13 protein-coding genes are annotated in these 15,151 nt (G+C 50.6%); 8 read left to right on the top strand and 5 right to left on the bottom strand.

The genetic code is table 11. The features are described 5' to 3' along the window. The first annotated feature begins 4 nt into the window (after positions 1 to 4). Positions 5 to 4,546, top strand: coding sequence for an RHS repeat-associated core domain-containing protein (locus tag ACE1SE_RS12970; protein ID WP_374051251.1), 4,542 nt, complete (start codon positions 5 to 7; stop codon positions 4,544 to 4,546). Positions 4,547 to 4,611: 65 nt separating this feature from the next. Further along, positions 4,612 to 5,052, top strand: coding sequence for a hypothetical protein (locus ACE1SE_RS12965; protein ID WP_374051250.1), 441 nt, complete (start codon positions 4,612 to 4,614; stop codon positions 5,050 to 5,052). Between the two features lie 101 nt (positions 5,053 to 5,153). Here the strand turns inward: ACE1SE_RS12965 and ACE1SE_RS12960 are convergent, their stop codons facing one another. Then, positions 5,154 to 5,474 (bottom strand): SymE family type I addiction module toxin, encoded by a 321-nt coding sequence (locus ACE1SE_RS12960; protein WP_374053553.1) that lies wholly within the window; start codon positions 5,472 to 5,474, stop codon positions 5,154 to 5,156. Positions 5,475 to 5,559: 85 nt separating this feature from the next. After that, the gene (locus ACE1SE_RS12955) at positions 5,560 to 5,895 is read right to left on the bottom strand and encodes a helix-turn-helix domain-containing protein (RefSeq protein WP_374053554.1); all 336 of its coding nucleotides are present in this window, start codon (positions 5,893 to 5,895) and stop codon (positions 5,560 to 5,562) included. 131 nt (positions 5,896 to 6,026) lie between these two features. Between ACE1SE_RS12955 and ACE1SE_RS12950 the strand changes: the two genes are divergently transcribed. The 5 genes from ACE1SE_RS12950 (at position 6,027) to ACE1SE_RS12930 (ending at position 11,840) form a co-directional block, all read left to right on the top strand. After that, entirely contained in the window at positions 6,027 to 8,723 is a 2,697-nt protein-coding gene (locus tag ACE1SE_RS12950; protein ID WP_374051249.1) for a CHC2 zinc finger domain-containing protein, read from the top strand. A 212-nt stretch (positions 8,724 to 8,935) separates the two neighbouring features. Beyond that, complete coding sequence (gene xerC, locus ACE1SE_RS12945) at positions 8,936 to 10,006, top strand: site-specific tyrosine recombinase XerC (RefSeq protein ID WP_374051248.1); 1,071 nt, start codon at positions 8,936 to 8,938, stop codon at positions 10,004 to 10,006. A 972-nt stretch (positions 10,007 to 10,978) separates the two neighbouring features. Continuing rightward, positions 10,979 to 11,437 (top strand): scabin-related ADP-ribosyltransferase, encoded by a 459-nt coding sequence (locus ACE1SE_RS12940; protein WP_374051247.1) that lies wholly within the window; start codon positions 10,979 to 10,981, stop codon positions 11,435 to 11,437. Next, a complete protein-coding gene (locus tag ACE1SE_RS12935; RefSeq protein ID WP_374051246.1) occupies positions 11,434 to 11,694 on the top strand; it encodes a hypothetical protein in 261 nt (86 codons plus the stop codon). Before ACE1SE_RS12940 ends, ACE1SE_RS12935 begins: the two co-directional genes overlap by 4 nt. Then, the gene (locus tag ACE1SE_RS12930) at positions 11,685 to 11,840 is read left to right on the top strand and encodes a hypothetical protein (protein ID WP_374051245.1); all 156 of its coding nucleotides are present in this window, start codon (positions 11,685 to 11,687) and stop codon (positions 11,838 to 11,840) included. Before ACE1SE_RS12935 ends, ACE1SE_RS12930 begins: the two co-directional genes overlap by 10 nt. An 89-nt stretch (positions 11,841 to 11,929) precedes the next feature. On the opposite strand, the gene ACE1SE_RS12925 is transcribed toward ACE1SE_RS12930, so the two are convergent. Next, positions 11,930 to 12,250 carry a SymE family type I addiction module toxin gene (locus ACE1SE_RS12925; RefSeq protein ID WP_374053670.1) on the bottom strand — a complete coding sequence of 107 codons (321 nt, stop codon included), beginning with the start codon at positions 12,248 to 12,250 and terminating at the stop codon, positions 11,930 to 11,932. A gap of 266 nt (positions 12,251 to 12,516) precedes the next feature. Between ACE1SE_RS12925 and ACE1SE_RS12920 the strand changes: the two genes are divergently transcribed. Next, positions 12,517 to 13,089: a DUF4291 domain-containing protein gene (locus tag ACE1SE_RS12920; protein WP_374051244.1), complete on the top strand. Its 573-nt coding sequence runs from the start codon at positions 12,517 to 12,519 to the stop codon at positions 13,087 to 13,089. A gap of 121 nt (positions 13,090 to 13,210) precedes the next feature. Here ACE1SE_RS12920 and ACE1SE_RS12915 read toward each other — a convergent pair whose 3' ends face one another. Together ACE1SE_RS12915 and nuoN are read right to left on the bottom strand one after the other, a co-directional pair. Next, entirely contained in the window at positions 13,211 to 13,555 is a 345-nt protein-coding gene (locus ACE1SE_RS12915) for a hypothetical protein (protein WP_374051243.1), read from the bottom strand. Between the two features lie 136 nt (positions 13,556 to 13,691). Next, positions 13,692 to 15,149 (bottom strand): NADH-quinone oxidoreductase subunit NuoN, encoded by a 1,458-nt coding sequence (nuoN, locus tag ACE1SE_RS12910; RefSeq protein WP_374051242.1) that lies wholly within the window; start codon positions 15,147 to 15,149, stop codon positions 13,692 to 13,694. Between the last annotated feature and the right edge of the window lie 2 nt (positions 15,150 to 15,151).

The raw sequence follows: 15,151 nt of genomic DNA, 5'->3' as shown, positions 1-15,151 counted from the left end.
TGACATGGAAGAAAACAACGGAGCCAGAACAGGTAGCAAAACGGCGGCCAACGCAGAAGAACCAGCCAGCCCGAAAAAGTACGATACTAATATTGTTCCCCCAAAACCGAATTCCCCGTTACCACAAAAGGTTCGCGATGACAGTCCGACCGGAACAGGAAATACATTAGGAAAAACCACCGCGCAAGCCGCCCCAGCGCAAGTGTCAGCAGCAGAAGCCAATACCCTTCCTGTAGCAGAAACGCCGGAAGAAAAAAGTTGGTGGACAAAAGTGTGGGAAGCCAAAGATGACGTCGTTGATTGGGCGAAGGAGAAGACGATTAATCATGTTGAAGGGATAATACATCCGGTTGAGCGGGCTAAAGGACATGTCAAAGGTGCCTATAACACCGTGGTTGACACGGTAGAATCCTATATCCAGGGCGCTTATTTTGAAAGTACCAAAGATTCGGAATATACAGCCCGATGGCTTGAAGTATATGGGGAGACTGAAAAAGCAAAGACGGTACGTGAAGTCGCAGAAATTCAGAAAAAGCAAAGTGGGGAATTTAATCTGAATGACTGGAAATCTAAGCCCACCAATCGAGCACAAGAAGCAGGGATAACTGAGATTGAGGTTCTCAAGATGATTGGTTTGCCTGCCAGGGAAATCTCTGTGATGAAAATGGGCGCAACTGAATTAGCTTCTGCCGCCAACAAAGTCAGTACTGTGGCGACCAAAGCGGAAAAAAAAGTCGTTACTGAGGAAGCCAAAGCCGTAAAAGGTGCCAAAATCGATGGCAAAAAGCCGGAAACCACCAACCCCACACCGGTCAACCCCAAAAACACCGAAAAAGACCTCGTTAATAACAAGTCCAACAACAAAGAAGGGAGTTGCAACGGGACGTGTACGAAAGAAGGCGAGCCCGTTGATGTGGCCACCGGTGACTTCCTGCAAGTCTGGCCGGTGATTGTCATTCCCGGGCTGTTGCCGATCACCTTGACCCGCACCTATCGCTCTACCGCCAAATTCAGCGGCCTGTTTGGGCCGAAATGGGCGGATGACTGGTCACGCCAGTTAGTGTTGAGCGACGACAAGGTGAATTTTACCGATGCCGATGGCGTGATCTACGATTTCACCACGCCAGAGGAACAGGTACTCGCCCGTAACCAGCATATTCCGCATTACGTGTTAACGGGTGAGCTGACGGGCGAACTGCAACTCACTGATCGTCAGTCCCAGCTCATTTACCATTTTAATCATGCGGTCGGATCTCTGCGTAAGCTGTCCGCCATCACTGATCGTCGCCAGAACGCGATCCAGTTTATCTACGATAAACAGTCGCAACTGATCGAAGTTACGCGCACGGATGGCTTCCGGCTGATGCTGGGTTATCAAGGGCAACACATCCAGACGGTGGATTATCTCGAACCGCAGAAACAGCAGCGGCTGGTGACCTGCCATTACGATCCACAGGGCTATCTGGCAGAATGCGATGCCTTCCAACATAACCATCTGTGGCATGAGTATGATGTGCACGGGAGAATGACCCGCTGGCACGATACTGACCAAACCGATCTTAGCCTGACTTATGATGAAAAAGGGCGAGTACTCAGCACGACCTCTCCCAGCGGTTACTGGTGTGACCATTTTCATTATGATGATCGGGCGCGTATCACTACCTACCAGAATGGAGAAGGTGGTAAAACTCAATACTATTATGATCACAACGGACTGGTGTTCCGCGAAGTCGATCCGCTGGGGCGTATTACCCGCCGTCAGTGGCGTCACAGCCAAATCGTCTGGGAAGCCGATCCCGCAGGGGCTATCACTACCTTCGATTACAATCCGGACGGTGCACTGACCGAAGTGAAGCTGCCGACCGGTGATATTTTTGCTTACGGTTATGACGAGCACGGGCAGCTCATCGAAAGTGTCCAGCCAACCGGTGAACGCTGGCAATTTCACTATGATGAGCAAGGCAACCTGACGTCGCTGACTAATCCGCTGGGGCACAAAGAGGAATATCAATACGGTACGCACGGTGAATTGCGTCAGCGACTGCTGCCGGATGGCCGCCAGTGGCACTACGCCTATGACGAGCAGCAACGGCTGGCGGCAGTGATGACGCCGGACGGGCAGACCACCGGCCTGCAACTGGATGAACTGGGGCGCCTGCGTCAACTTACCGATGCTCTGAAACAGCAAACCCATTACCATTACAGTGATGCTCATGCCAGTCTGAATGGCAGCCTGACCGAAGTTGAATTGCCGGATGGTGTCACCCAGCATCTCGAGTATGACAGTGAACGACGTGTGGTGGCGGTGACAGATGGCGAAGGGCGCACCACACGCTACACTTACGGCGCGTTTGACCTGCTGACTCAGGTGACTCGGCCTGATGGTACGATGCTGCATTTTGGCTATGATCGCTTGACTCGGTTAAACTCAGTAACGGCCGCCACCGGCGAAACCTATCGTTATGAACGGGATGCCGCAGGGCAAATCATCCGGGAAACCGATTTTACCGGGCGTACCCTTGATTATCAGTACGATAAACTGGGGCGACGCACGCAAGTGCAGTATCCCGATGGGCAACAGCTTCGCTGGCACTATTCCGCAGTGGGCTTACTGGTCAGACAGGAAAGCTGGCAGCCGGAAGAGAATCAGTTGGTACTGAAAGCTAAGACCACTTATGAATACAACGCCCGTCACCAGTTAGCAAAAGCCATCAACGACGATGCGGTGGTGGAGTATGAATACGACCAGACTACTGGCCTGCCCACGTGTGAACGTATCAACGGACGGGCCATTACCCGTGAATGGGACAATCTGACGGGACGTCTAGTCAGTGAAAGTCTGGATGGCAATACCCTGCACTTCGGTTATAACTTGTTGGGTAACCTGGCTCATTTTCAGTTCAACCAGCATACGCCTCTGACATTCCAGCATGATGTGCTGGGGCGGGAAACGGTGCGGGAAACTGCTGACGGCTTTATCCTCGCCAGCCGCTATACGGCCACCGGCCTGCTGGCGCACCAATCGGCGGGGCAGGCCACTAAACTGTTTCGTGAAACACTGGCACAGAATGACCCGTACTTCCCGCCACAGGCCACCGCCGTCAACCGGAGCTGGCAATACGACCGCGCCTATAACGTGCGGGTGATTGACGACAGCCGCTGGGGACAAACCCGCTATCGTTACAATACAAACGATCAGATACTGCATACCCTGTTCGATGGCGTCCGTCCGCATGAAGAGCAATTTAGGTATGATGCGAATGGCAACCTCAGCCAACACCTGCCTGTAGATGCCTACGGCGCGATGGCACAAATTACGCAGCGCCAGAAAGCCGGGCGCGTGGTGCAGCAGGGGGATATCCGTTATCGCTATGATGACAATGGTCGTCTGGTGGAAAAAACCGAACAGCATGACGGCTTCCGCCCGCAAATCTGGCGCTACCGCTGGGATACCCGAAACCAGCTCACCCACTGTGAAACCCCAGATGGCTCCCGCTGGCAGTATAAATATGATGCTTTTGGGCGGCGTATCCAAAAACTGAAAATTCACGATGGAAAACTGGCGGCGGCGAATTTAAAATTGTGGCTGGCCGGCAAGCCGGATTTGGAGCTGCGGGCGGATGCCATCGTCGGTCAGGCTTACCTGTGGAGCGGTGACCAGCTGATTGAGGAGACGCCGTTGTATGCCGATGGCACGCCAGTAACAGAGCAGCGCCTCCGCTGGCTTTACGAACCCGGTTCACTCACGCCATCGGCGCGTTTTGAAAAAGGCAAGCTACACTATATTGTGAGCGATCATCAGGGCACCCCGCGCGAGATGCTGGACGAACAAGGGGTATTGGTCTGGGCACAGCGGCTGAATACCTGGGGGCAGGCGGAGCGTTTTCAGGTGGTTGCCTCCAACCATGCAGATTACCATGTTAGCTGTAACCTGCGGTTTTTAGGCCAATATTTTGATGAAGAATCGGATTTATTCTATAATCGATTCCGGTATTACTCGCCGGAGACCGGGCAGTATATAAGTCCTGACCCCATCGGGCTGCTGGGCGGGTTTAATCCGTATTCGTATGTGCATAATCCGGTCAACTTTGTTGATCCGTTTGGATTAGCTGGTGATGATTGTGGTAATGCGTTAGAGCAAGAAAGCAAACTAGCGAAGGAAGACCGAGCAAGAAGACATACATCAAGTTCAGCAAAGTACAAAAAACATACTCTCGCAAGAACTCAAGAAGAAGCTAAGGGGCTTTCTAGCAAAGGCGGAGCAGCTCAATATTGGGATGAGAGTATTGGGCATGGAAAAATAACAGGTGATCAAGCAACTAAATTTAGAAACAAAATAGAAAAAGAAGCCTTGCAAAAAGGTACATATTCCCCTCAATCAGGAGGTTCCGATTATTATATTTATGATTCTGGAAGAAATATTGGATATAACAATGGTAAACCCACTCAATATATGCGAGTTGAAGTAACAAATAGTACAAATGAATTTCATGGGCATCCTATTTCTGCTCAGGACTATAATGGTTATTTGAAAAAGGTTAAATGATGATTAATATTTTCCAGAAATACAACCCGTTAGAATGCTTTCATATTCCGGCAGGCTGGTTTACTATGAAAAACAACATGTATGATGTACCTCCAAGTATTTTAGCTGATATATCTAGTGAGGACGAACGTTTTTTAGTAGAAGACGCTTTCTTTCGTAATGATATATTTATCTCTAGAGCTAATTATCCATTATCTACAACTAAAGAGATTATAGCAGTAGTGTCAATACATGGCAGGCTGTTTGATTCAGAGGATTACAGTGGAAATTATTCTTGTTTTTATGATATTGATCTTTCTATCTTTTTTGGAAAGAAAGATAGTGAGGGAATATATATTGGTGAAAAGGTGGCAAATAATAGATTTGATGCTGCAAAAATAGCATCAAAATATATGTTTATTTTTTCCAATTATATAGCTCCGGCATTCAAACTTGGTAAGTTAAATAAAAATAGTGATTTTGAAGAGTTTATATCTATAGCTTGCTCCGATAAAAGTAAAATATAAAGTATCGCCCTAAAATAGAGATTAATAACCCATGAAATCAGCCGGAAAGATCCCCATGATCTTCCGGCTTTCTTCTTTTAAGAGCTGCTCAGTTTCTGCCCTTAGCGGCTTGTATAGTCGCCAAGCAGCTCCCGCATCTTGAGCTTAATTTCGCTGATTTGCTCTCGCTGGCGCTGGTATTGCTGTTTGAGGCTGTTAGTCTCGTCGCTGTCAGGGATCAGCACCAGACAGCCCTCCATAATCTTGACGGTGAGTGTGCCGCCAATATCAAAGCCTGCTGCCTTAAGCCACTGCCCCTTAAGATGGATTGCCGGCGGGGCACTGGCCTTGTCATTTTGCGGCACGTATCCCACGGTGTAATAACGTTCTGTTTTTACGGCTTTATTTACTGCACGGTTTTGCTTAGAATGCGCCTTAGCCATCATTAACTACCTCAAATAGTTGGTTGTGGTTAGCGATAACAACAGGTAGCCGCCTGCTGTTATCGCGCTAAATCATTCTATTACCTTAACTCTTCAACCACTTACGCGCCTGATACTTAATCACCATCCCTTCCAGCATCTCTCTAATGACGTTTTTTTCTTCTTCGGGAAACTCATTAATCGCTTCAAACAAGAAAAGAAACTCATTAGATGGTGTCCTTTCTCCTTCTTCAAAAAGTAACCTGTCAGCAGAAATAGAAAACGTTTTAGCTAACTTGCGTAGCGCTTCTGCGGAAGGTTCGGAAGTTCCGGCTTCATAGCGTTTAACCTGCTGGACATGAATGTTAGCAGCATCAGCTAATCCTTGCTGGGTCAATCCTTTTTGCTTCCGTAGTTGAATTAAACGGGCAGAGAAACTCATGTCAGAACTCCATGATAAAACAGAATCCATAATGTAAGTCCTCCGGTAATGCGCCCTTGACAATAGTTACATTATAGGTACTAATATAATACATGTAAAGAATCTTGACGGGTTTTTAAAGGAATAACGATATGGCTCGCATCCCCGACGCAGAATTACAGCACCTGAAAGCCGCCGTTCCCTTAGTCGCCATCATTGAGCAACAAGGTCGGCAGTTGTTTAAGCGTGGCAAAGACATGACCGTGCTGTGCCCGTTCCATGAGGAGAAAACGCCCTCAATGATCATTACCCCAGCGAAAAATCTCTACCACTGTTTTGGCTGTGATGCGGGCGGGTCGGTGCTGGACTGGGTCATGCACACCGAGGGTCTGAGCCTGCGCCATGCCGTGGAGCGCCTGCGTGCCGTGCTGGGGCACAATCCGGCGGTGGAGCCGCTGGTGCAGCCGGAAGAGCTGGCCGGTGATGCCATCGGGCAGCAGGTGTTGCTGTCACGGGTGGTTGCGTTTTATCACCATACGTTACTGAATGCGCCGGAGGCACAAGCGTACCTGTCCAAACGGCGGCTCAACCATCCTGAACTGGTCAGCCATTTTAAGCTGGGCTTTGCCAACCGAACGCTCGCTTACCGTCTGCCAGCCAGTAAATACAAGGCCGGGGCAGAGGTTCGCCGCCGTCTGCAAGCCATCGGCGTGCTGCGGGAGAACGGGCGGGAGCACCTGCGCGGCTCGCTGGTTGTGCCGGTGATGGATGCACAGGGGCAAATCCACGAACTGTACGGGCGCAAAATCGGCGACGACCTGCGCCAGTCCATCATCCGCCATCTGTACCTGCCGGGGGCACACAAAGGCGTCTGGAATGAAGCCGCGCTGGGTGCCTCCAAAACGCTTATCCTGTGTGAATCGCTGATTGATGCGATGTCGTTCTGGGTGACGGGGCAACGCAATGTGACGGCGGCCTATGGGGTGCATGGCGTCACAGCTGATCACTGGCAAGCCTTTGAACAGTACGGCATTAAGCAGGTGCTGATCGCTTTCGATAATGACAACGCCGGCAATGATGCCGCGGTCAAACTGGCGGCGGCACTGGCGACCAAAGGGATCACGCCCCTGCGCGTGGTGTTCCCGTCGGGCAGGGATGCGAACGAATATCTGTGCCAGGTGGCTGAGCCGGAAACTGCCTTTGCCCTGCTGCTTGACAGCGCCGTGCCGATGCAGGGTGTGGCGGATACGGTGGCACTTGGGCGCCAGACGCCTGAGCCGGACACCGCGCCAGCCCCCGCTTCCCCTTTAGCCGCTGACCCTGCGTCCGGTGTGATGCCAAATGTCGTCTGTGAGTCCGGTGAGCATGGCGAGCTGCGCGTGTCAGTCGGCACGCTGCAATGGTGCCTGCGCGGGCTGGGTGCGGTCAAAGCGGGATCGGTTGCCATGAAGCTCAATGCGCAGGTGCTGGACAGGCAAAGCGGCGTGTTGTTCGCCGACGGGGTTGATCTGATGAGCGGGCGCTCACGCAACAGTTACGCCCGGCTGGCTGCCGCTGAGCTGGGACTGGCCGAAGGCGACCTCCGGCGGGCACTGGGGCAGGTGTTACTGGCGGTCGAACAGTGGCAGCAGCAGCCCGCCAAAGGCACCGAACCCCGCGTACCTGAAATGGGGATCGCAGAGCGGGAAGCGGCACTGGCCTTGTTGCAAGATCCGTACCTGACGGCCCGTATCACCACTGACTTGGCGGCCTGCGGTGTGGTCGGCGAATCCACTAACTTGCTGGCCGGTTTTTTGGCGGCGGTGAGCCGAAAGTTACCCAAACCGTTAGCGGTACTTATCCAGAGCAGCAGCGCCGCCGGCAAATCCTCACTGATGGAGGCGGTGCTGAACCTGATCCCCGAGGAAGAGCGCATCCAGTACAGCGCCATGACCGGGCAAAGCCTGTTCTATCTGGGGGAAACCAATCTCCAGCACAAAATATTGGCTATCGCCGAAGAAGAAGGGGTGCGGCAGGCGGCCTATGCGTTGAAGTTGTTGCAGTCGGATGGTGAACTGACGATGGCCAGCACCGGCAAGGATGAGGCGACCGGCAACCTCGTCACCAAAAGCTATACCGTCAAAGGTCCGGTGATGCTGATGCTGACCACCACCGCCATTGATGTGGATGAAGAGCTGCTCAACCGCTGTCTGGTGCTGACGGTCAATGAATCCCGTGAACAGACGGAAGCCATCCATGCGTTGCAGCGCCAGAAGCAGACGCTCGAAGGCTTGCTGGCTGAGAACGAGCGGGACTATCTGATGCAGCTTCACCAGAACGCCCAGCGGCTGCTTAAGCCGTTGAATGTGGTCAATCCGTATGCGTCACAACTGACGTTCCTGTCAGACAAAACCCGCACGCGGCGAGACCATATGAAATACCTGACCCTCATTCAGAGCATAGCGTTGCTGCACCAGTACCAGCGGGAAATCAAAACGGCGGAGCATCGCGGGAAAACGCTGGAATACATCGAAGTGAGCAAAGACGATATCCGGCTCGCCAATCAGTTGGCGCATGAAATCTTAGGCCGGACACTGGACGAAATGCCGCCGCAGACGCGCAAGCTGTTATTGCTGATCCAGGGCTGGGTAAAAGAAAGCGGCCAGCCCCGCCACGAAATGCGGTTTACCCGCAAACAGTTGAGGGATGCGGTGCAGTGGGGTGATACCCAGCTTAAGGTGCATCTCTCACGGCTGGTCGAAATGGAATACCTGCTGTTGCACCGTCGTGGCCTGACGTTCGTCTATGAACTGCTGTTCGACGGGGCAGACAGCGATACCGCCCACCTGAGTGGCCTTATTGTTCCCTGAGCGGGCAGTATAACGTTATCCGGTCGGGGTTAAAGCCCAGTCGGTCGCCTGTCAGTCGGCTTGTTGTCGGCAGGTAGTCGGGATGGTTAAATCCCGGCAAAGGCAGATACAGCAAGGCTTCCCCTCAAAGTGGTCGGCATCAGCCAAAAAACACTGTTCCGCCCGTACAGCTCTCTTCGCTACCCATACAACAAAAAAGAAGGAACATCCGCATGACAAACCCACCTAATCCCCTGCACGCCACCTTACGGGCGCAACTGGACGCGTACCTCGATACGCTGGTCGCACAGGGAAAAAGCCCGCGCACACGGGAAAGCTACCGGGAACGGCTGTTACCGTTCGTGGACTGGTGCGGACAGCGCAGCGTGCAGTATCCGGCACAGGTGACGCTGGTATTACTGGAAAGCTGGCAGCGCTACCTGCGGGCTTACCGCAAGGCCGATGGCCAGCCTTACAGCCATAACGGCCAGCGTGAACGGTTAATCGCCCTGCGGCTGTGGTTCCGCTGGCTACTGCAACGGCATCACATCCTCTACAACCCGACCGAGCAGTTGGTGTTGCCGAAAGAAGAGAAGCGGTTGCCCGCCCAGATACTGAGTGAACGGGAAACCGTGCAGGTGCTGGACAGCCTTGACGACCAAAGTATCCTGGGGCTGCGCAACCGGGTGATGCTGGAAGTGCTGTGGAGCAGTGGCCTCCGGCGCATGGAGCTGCGCCAGCTCCGGCGGGGTGATATCGACTTCGAACGCGGGGCGGTTGTGGTTAATCAGGGCAAAGGCCATAAAGACCGGGTGGTGCCCATCGGCGCGCGGGCGCTGGGCTGGCTGACACGCTATCTGGTGCAGGTTCGGCCACAGTTGGCAGAAAGTCATGACAGCGGTTATCTGTTTATCTCGCAAAAGGGCAGGCCGCTCAGTCTGGGGCATCTGACCCAAATCGCCGGCAAGGCCATCCGCCATCAGGCGCAGCTAGACAAGCCGGGTGCCTGTCACCTGTTCCGGCATTCTATGGCGACGCAGATGCTGGACAATGGCGCGGATATCCGCCATATCCAGGCGATGCTGGGGCATGAGAAACTCAACACGACTCAGGTGTATACGCGGGTCGCCATCAAACAGCTCAGGCAGGTGCACAGCCAGACCCATCCGGCCGAGCGGGCAGATAACCAGCCGCCAAACGCTGACACCGAACCCCCGAAGAGCCGCCCATGCCCTGAATCCGCGGAAAGTAGCGTGCCAGACAGCCACCTCGGTGCCAGCGGACAGCGCCCCCGTCCCCGTTGAGTCTGCGGGGTTCCGTGCAGGGGCAGACCGTGGCCGGACTGCCCGGAGGCTGCGGTGCCGGCGGGGGTAAATGGGCAATGGTCAGCGGCGGCCACGGTGTCCCCAATCACTCAGTGCCGGCTGCCCAAAGCCCATTTAACATAATGCAGGGAGATTGTGCGAAATTCGCCGTTCCGCCCCGCCGTTCCGCCAACCCCCGAAGAGCGGCTCACATCGCACAATCTGCATTATGTCTGGCGCCCCCGCTGTCAGCATCGCGGGGGGCACCGCACAAGGCTGGCGCCTTCTGCTGTCAGCACCGGCGCCCATACCTGCCCAACACCGCGCCGAACCGGAACACCGTGCCACATCCGGCATCTCACCCGCACCTTCTTTAGCTGCCTTGAGTGGCTCAGGCCAACAACCCTGTAGGCAGGTCGGCCTACGGCCTCCGCTGTTTTACCTCCCCCGCCCCAACCCTGCTGCATTGTCTGCGCGCGGCTCGCAGTCGCTGCGCTCCTCGCTCGTTGCCGTGCTCGCCATCTCCGCCCCGTGCAGCCCCCTGAGGGGGCTTCCCTTGTAAACAGGGTGCGGTCATGCAAAACCGTGGCAAAGCCCAAAGCAACCGTGCACCCGAGCGTCGCAGGGCGCCGCTTGCGGACTCTGTGCCGCCCGCCCCCGCAGAACGGCCGCCCGCCGCCCGGCAAGCCGGGCAGCGTTCACCCGTTGCCGACAGTGAAAAACCGCACAAAATCAATCTGATTACCCCATCAACCAGAAAAAGGGGCGCTATACTGCACATCGGCGCAAGCGTCAAAACCGGCCAAAAGTGCACATCGGCATTTTAGGTTCGCGGGAATGGGCAAAACGGGTAAGGGAGGTTCTTTAACAAGATGATAATCAGGAAAAAATCACTTAAAAAAGTATAACCGCACCGGAACCTGCCCTAAGACCCCTTCGGGATTATTGGGCGGGTTTAATCCGTATGGGTATGTGCATAATCCCTCCAAATGGGTTGATCCCTATGGGCTGGCAGGTGGGATTGGGAATAAAGGTGATTACCTTATAACGTATCGCGGAGATACACGAAGCTTCACTGAAATTTTTGATAAAGGATTTGAAACACGAGGTCCAAGCAATGATTTGTATCTGCACGCATTAGATAATAAAAATCCTCCAAGCAATTTTATAAGTACCACTATTGATCCGAGTAAAACTATTGGTTTTGCAACAAATTATGGAAGTCAAAGCGGCTATATGTACACCATGAAAACTAATCATGGTATAGATGTAAACAAGGTGCTAGGTTCAAAATCGCCGTATCCTGGGGAAGTAGAAATTGCAATGCCTGGAGGGGTTAAATCTGAAAATATATTAGGTGCAAGAGCAGTTAATGCCGATGGTGAGATGTGGGACTATACTATTTTAAATCCAAAGAGGTATGGAAAATGACAGGCGCTGATAAAAGAAAAATCAACATAATAATAAATGGGAAAAAAGAAGAAGCTGAATTACATTTGATTACTTCTCCTGATAGGCATTGTTGTTTAAGAATATTTCATAATAACAATCAGTTGGCAGAATCAAATGACACTGATTATTTTTCATGCCTTATAGATTTAAGAAACCAATTAAAAGATATAGTTTTTCTTTGTAAAGGGGCAAAAAAAATGTGTTTCCTTCTGCAATGCAGAGGGATATGGGTTTAGGTAAAGTGGCTTATGAGACTACGTTGGGTCAACATGGTTTACCTGAAGATATTGTTCATATATTTGATTTTGATGATAAAGATGTTGGTGTGACCCCAGAAGAGCAAGCAAAATTTCATTATCAATGGTTTGAATCACTACGATAAAATAACTGATTTTTTAGCGTAGATTAAGCCGGAAAGATCCCCGTGATCTTCCGGCTTTGTTCTTTTTAAGAGCCGCTCATTCCCTGCCCTTAGCGGCTTGTATAGTCGCCAAGCAGTTCCTGCATTTTGAGCTTGATCTCACTGAGCTGGTCTTGCTGGCGCTGGTACTGTTGCTTAATGGTACGGGTGTCGTCGCTGTCAGGAATGAGCACTAAACAACCCGCCATAATTTTGACCGTGAGTGTGCCGCCAATATCAAAGCCTGCTGCTTTAAGCCATCGTCCCGTTAAATTTATCGCGGGTCGGGGGTTCGGCCTGCCGTTTTGCGGCACGTATCCCACGGTGTAATAACGTTCTGTTTTTGCCGCTTTATTTACGGCACGGTTTTGCCTAGAATGCGCCTTAGCCATCATTCAACTCCTAACTAGTTGGTTGTGGTTAGCGGCAGAAATGAGGTGCGAACTCACTTCCTGCCGCGCTCTTTCAACGCTTGATACTGCCTAAGAATGAAAAATATTGGATCATTAATGATATTGACTATTTAGAAAAACTCTCTTCTTTATCTTAATAAGGGACCGGAAGATCTCCATGATCTTCCGGCTTTCTTCTTTCTACCGTGCCGTATATCCCGATATATCAGAATAAATAGTACATTAAATTACAAAATAGGATGGTTATGTCGACGTATAAAAAAAACTCAATACGAGCATTTTACACGCAACAATCGGTTAGAGTGTATCAGGCTTATTCTTCTACCATTGCTGACAGTGCTATTAAACATAACACGTTCGTTTCTCCCCCTTTTAGCATGACACGTATGACATGGATTAAGCCTTCATTTTTATGGATGATGTATCGTGCTGGTTGGGGAGAGAAAGATAGTGGTCAAGAACGTATTTTGGCTATTGATATCACACATGAGGGATTTAGAGAAATTCTTCGGCAGGGTGTTATTAGTCATTATGACCCTACTTTGTTTAATTCTCAGGAGGAATGGAAAAAAGAAATTCAGCAAAGTGATGTGGTTATTCAATGGGATCCTGAACGAGACATTCATTTAAATAAGTTAGAACAGAGAACCATACAAATTGGTCTGCGTAATCAAGCAGTGGAAAATTATGTAAATAAATGGATTATCAACATTGAGGATATTACGAATAGGGCGCATCAAATTCATGAATTGGTCAAAATGAATAAATTGGATATGGCTTACAATTTGTTGCCAGAAGAAACAATTTATTTGGAATGACCCGTTTTTATACATAAATAAAAAGCCAGAAATATCAGCATAATCTTCTGGCTTTCTTTTTTTAAGAGCCGCTCATTCCCTGCCCTTAATTGCTTTTATAATCACCAATCAGCTCCCGTATTCATCGCTTAATCTCGCTGAACTGGTCTTGCTGCCGCTGGCATTGTTGCATAATGATTTTGGTGTCATCACTGTCGGGTATCAGCACCAGACAACCTTCCATAATCTTGGTAGTAAGTGTACCGCCAATAGCAACCCTCGCAACCTTACTTCCCTGCTCAACCCAAAATTTTCTACCTAGAGGTTGAGAGCAATATTGGATACAACGTGTGGGATCTGTTCCGATAAAACCACAAAAATAGAAATAATCACATGAATGATAAAGAGTTAATTTGGTTGAAAAGCTGTAATGATCCCCATGATCATCTGGATTCGTTTTATCTGCCGTGACGAATACCCGTGCCACGCCAGTGAGTTCACGTATTCAAAGCCTTATATCACAAAGCCAGTTTTTCTGACATCAGTACTGTTACCTGACACTTATAAACAAAAAAACCCAGACAACGATGGCTGGGTCTTTAAAATGGTTTTTAACACTTTGTTTACATGCCGCTTTTCGCTTGCTGAACAATATCAATCAGCGGTTGTGGCCAAATACCAAGGAGCAATACCAGTAACGCACTGAGCAACACCACAATCCCGCCAGAAGTAAATGCCCAATTACGTGGTGTATCACGGTTCAGTGTTTTCGGTGCCGGCAGGTACAAACTCACCATCACGCGTAGATAATAGTAAAGACCGATGGCACTACCCACAACAACCGCACCAGTCAGCCACCATAATCTTGCTTCAACACCTGTTGCAATGACATAGAATTTGCCAATAAAACCAAATGTTAATGGTATTCCCGCCAATGACAACATCATGACAGTCATTACCGCTGACAGGATCGGTTTATGCCAGAACAAACCACGATATGAGAACAGTGAATCCGCATCGGGCCCTCTGTATGGGCTGGACATCAGACTGACTACGCCAAATGCCCCGATGCTGGCAAGCAAATAACCGACCAGATAAATACCTGCCGTCTCTTCTGCCAAGGTATGATCTTTGATGGCAACCAGTACTACCAGCAAATATCCCAAATGAGCAATGGATGAGTAACCCAGCAGTCGTTTGATATTGCTTTGTGTCAATGCCAACAAGTTACCAAACAGGATAGATGCAATAGCAATCACAGTCAGCAGAATACGTAAGGTTGCGCTTTCAGCCACTGGCGCTTCAATGAATAAGCGCATGATCACTGCAAAGATCGCAACCTTACTTGCTGTTGCCAGAAAGGTTGATACCGGTGCAGGTGCGCCTTGATAAACATCCGGCGTCCACAGTTGGAAAGGCACAAGGGAAAGTTTAAAGCCCAATCCTACGATCATCATTCCCAAACCAGCCAGCACTAACGGTTCATACAGTTTGCTATTGCTCAAACTCTTGCCGAGTGATGCAAAAGACAAATCACCAGATTCTGCATATAACAATGCAATACCGAACAGCAGGAATGAAGACGCGGCCGCAGACAGCAACATATATTTGATGCCCGCTTCCAACGAACGTTTCTGGCGATACGCATAACCCACTAAACCAAACAGAGGTAGAGTGATCAATTCAATTCCGATAAACAGTGATGCCATGTGGTTGGCAGCAGAGAGCAGAATTCCCCCAACCGCCGCAATCATCACCAACAGATAAAATTCTTCTTTATTATCGGGGTAATTTTCCAACCATGAGTAGGCAAATGTCGTTGTTGCAAGGCTCGCAATTAGCACAAGGCCAGTATAGAACATTGCAAAACGATCTACATGAAGCAACGGCGTGACATCCATTGGCTCCTGCTGTCCCACAAAATAGAGAGAGAACAGCGCCAGGTTTAGACCAATCACCGTCAAGGTGACATTGGTGAAATGATCGCGTCGCCACGCAATGGACAGCATCACAATCACCACCGTCAATCCGACGATCAATAGCGGCAACAGTGCGATCAATTGTTCAGAAGTTATTGTCATGG

This window comes from Xenorhabdus taiwanensis (genome assembly GCF_036512875.1).
In the GTDB taxonomy this organism is placed as follows: domain Bacteria; phylum Pseudomonadota; class Gammaproteobacteria; order Enterobacterales; family Enterobacteriaceae; genus Xenorhabdus; species Xenorhabdus taiwanensis.
This window is presented reverse-complemented; position numbering and strand designations above follow the sequence as displayed.

What these genes read in the sequence shown, in the direction of transcription:
- ACE1SE_RS12970 (WP_374051251.1), top strand. Translation starts at nt 5, where the DNA reads ATGGAAGAAAACAACGGAGCCAGAACAGGTAGCAAAACGGCGGCCAAC.
- ACE1SE_RS12965 (WP_374051250.1), top strand. Translation starts at nt 4,612, where the DNA reads ATGAAAAACAACATGTATGATGTACCTCCAAGTATTTTAGCTGATATA.
- ACE1SE_RS12960 (WP_374053553.1), bottom strand. Translation starts at nt 5,474, where the DNA reads ATGGCTAAGGCGCATTCTAAGCAAAACCGTGCAGTAAATAAAGCCGTA.
- ACE1SE_RS12955 (WP_374053554.1), bottom strand. Translation starts at nt 5,895, where the DNA reads ATGAGTTTCTCTGCCCGTTTAATTCAACTACGGAAGCAAAAAGGATTG.
- ACE1SE_RS12950 (WP_374051249.1), top strand. Translation starts at nt 6,027, where the DNA reads ATGGCTCGCATCCCCGACGCAGAATTACAGCACCTGAAAGCCGCCGTT.
- xerC (WP_374051248.1), top strand. Translation starts at nt 8,936, where the DNA reads ATGACAAACCCACCTAATCCCCTGCACGCCACCTTACGGGCGCAACTG.
- ACE1SE_RS12935 (WP_374051246.1), top strand. Translation starts at nt 11,434, where the DNA reads ATGACAGGCGCTGATAAAAGAAAAATCAACATAATAATAAATGGGAAA.
- ACE1SE_RS12930 (WP_374051245.1), top strand. Translation starts at nt 11,685, where the DNA reads ATGGGTTTAGGTAAAGTGGCTTATGAGACTACGTTGGGTCAACATGGT.
- ACE1SE_RS12925 (WP_374053670.1), bottom strand. Translation starts at nt 12,250, where the DNA reads ATGGCTAAGGCGCATTCTAGGCAAAACCGTGCCGTAAATAAAGCGGCA.
- ACE1SE_RS12920 (WP_374051244.1), top strand. Translation starts at nt 12,517, where the DNA reads ATGTCGACGTATAAAAAAAACTCAATACGAGCATTTTACACGCAACAA.
- nuoN (WP_374051242.1), bottom strand. Translation starts at nt 15,149, where the DNA reads ATGACAATAACTTCTGAACAATTGATCGCACTGTTGCCGCTATTGATC.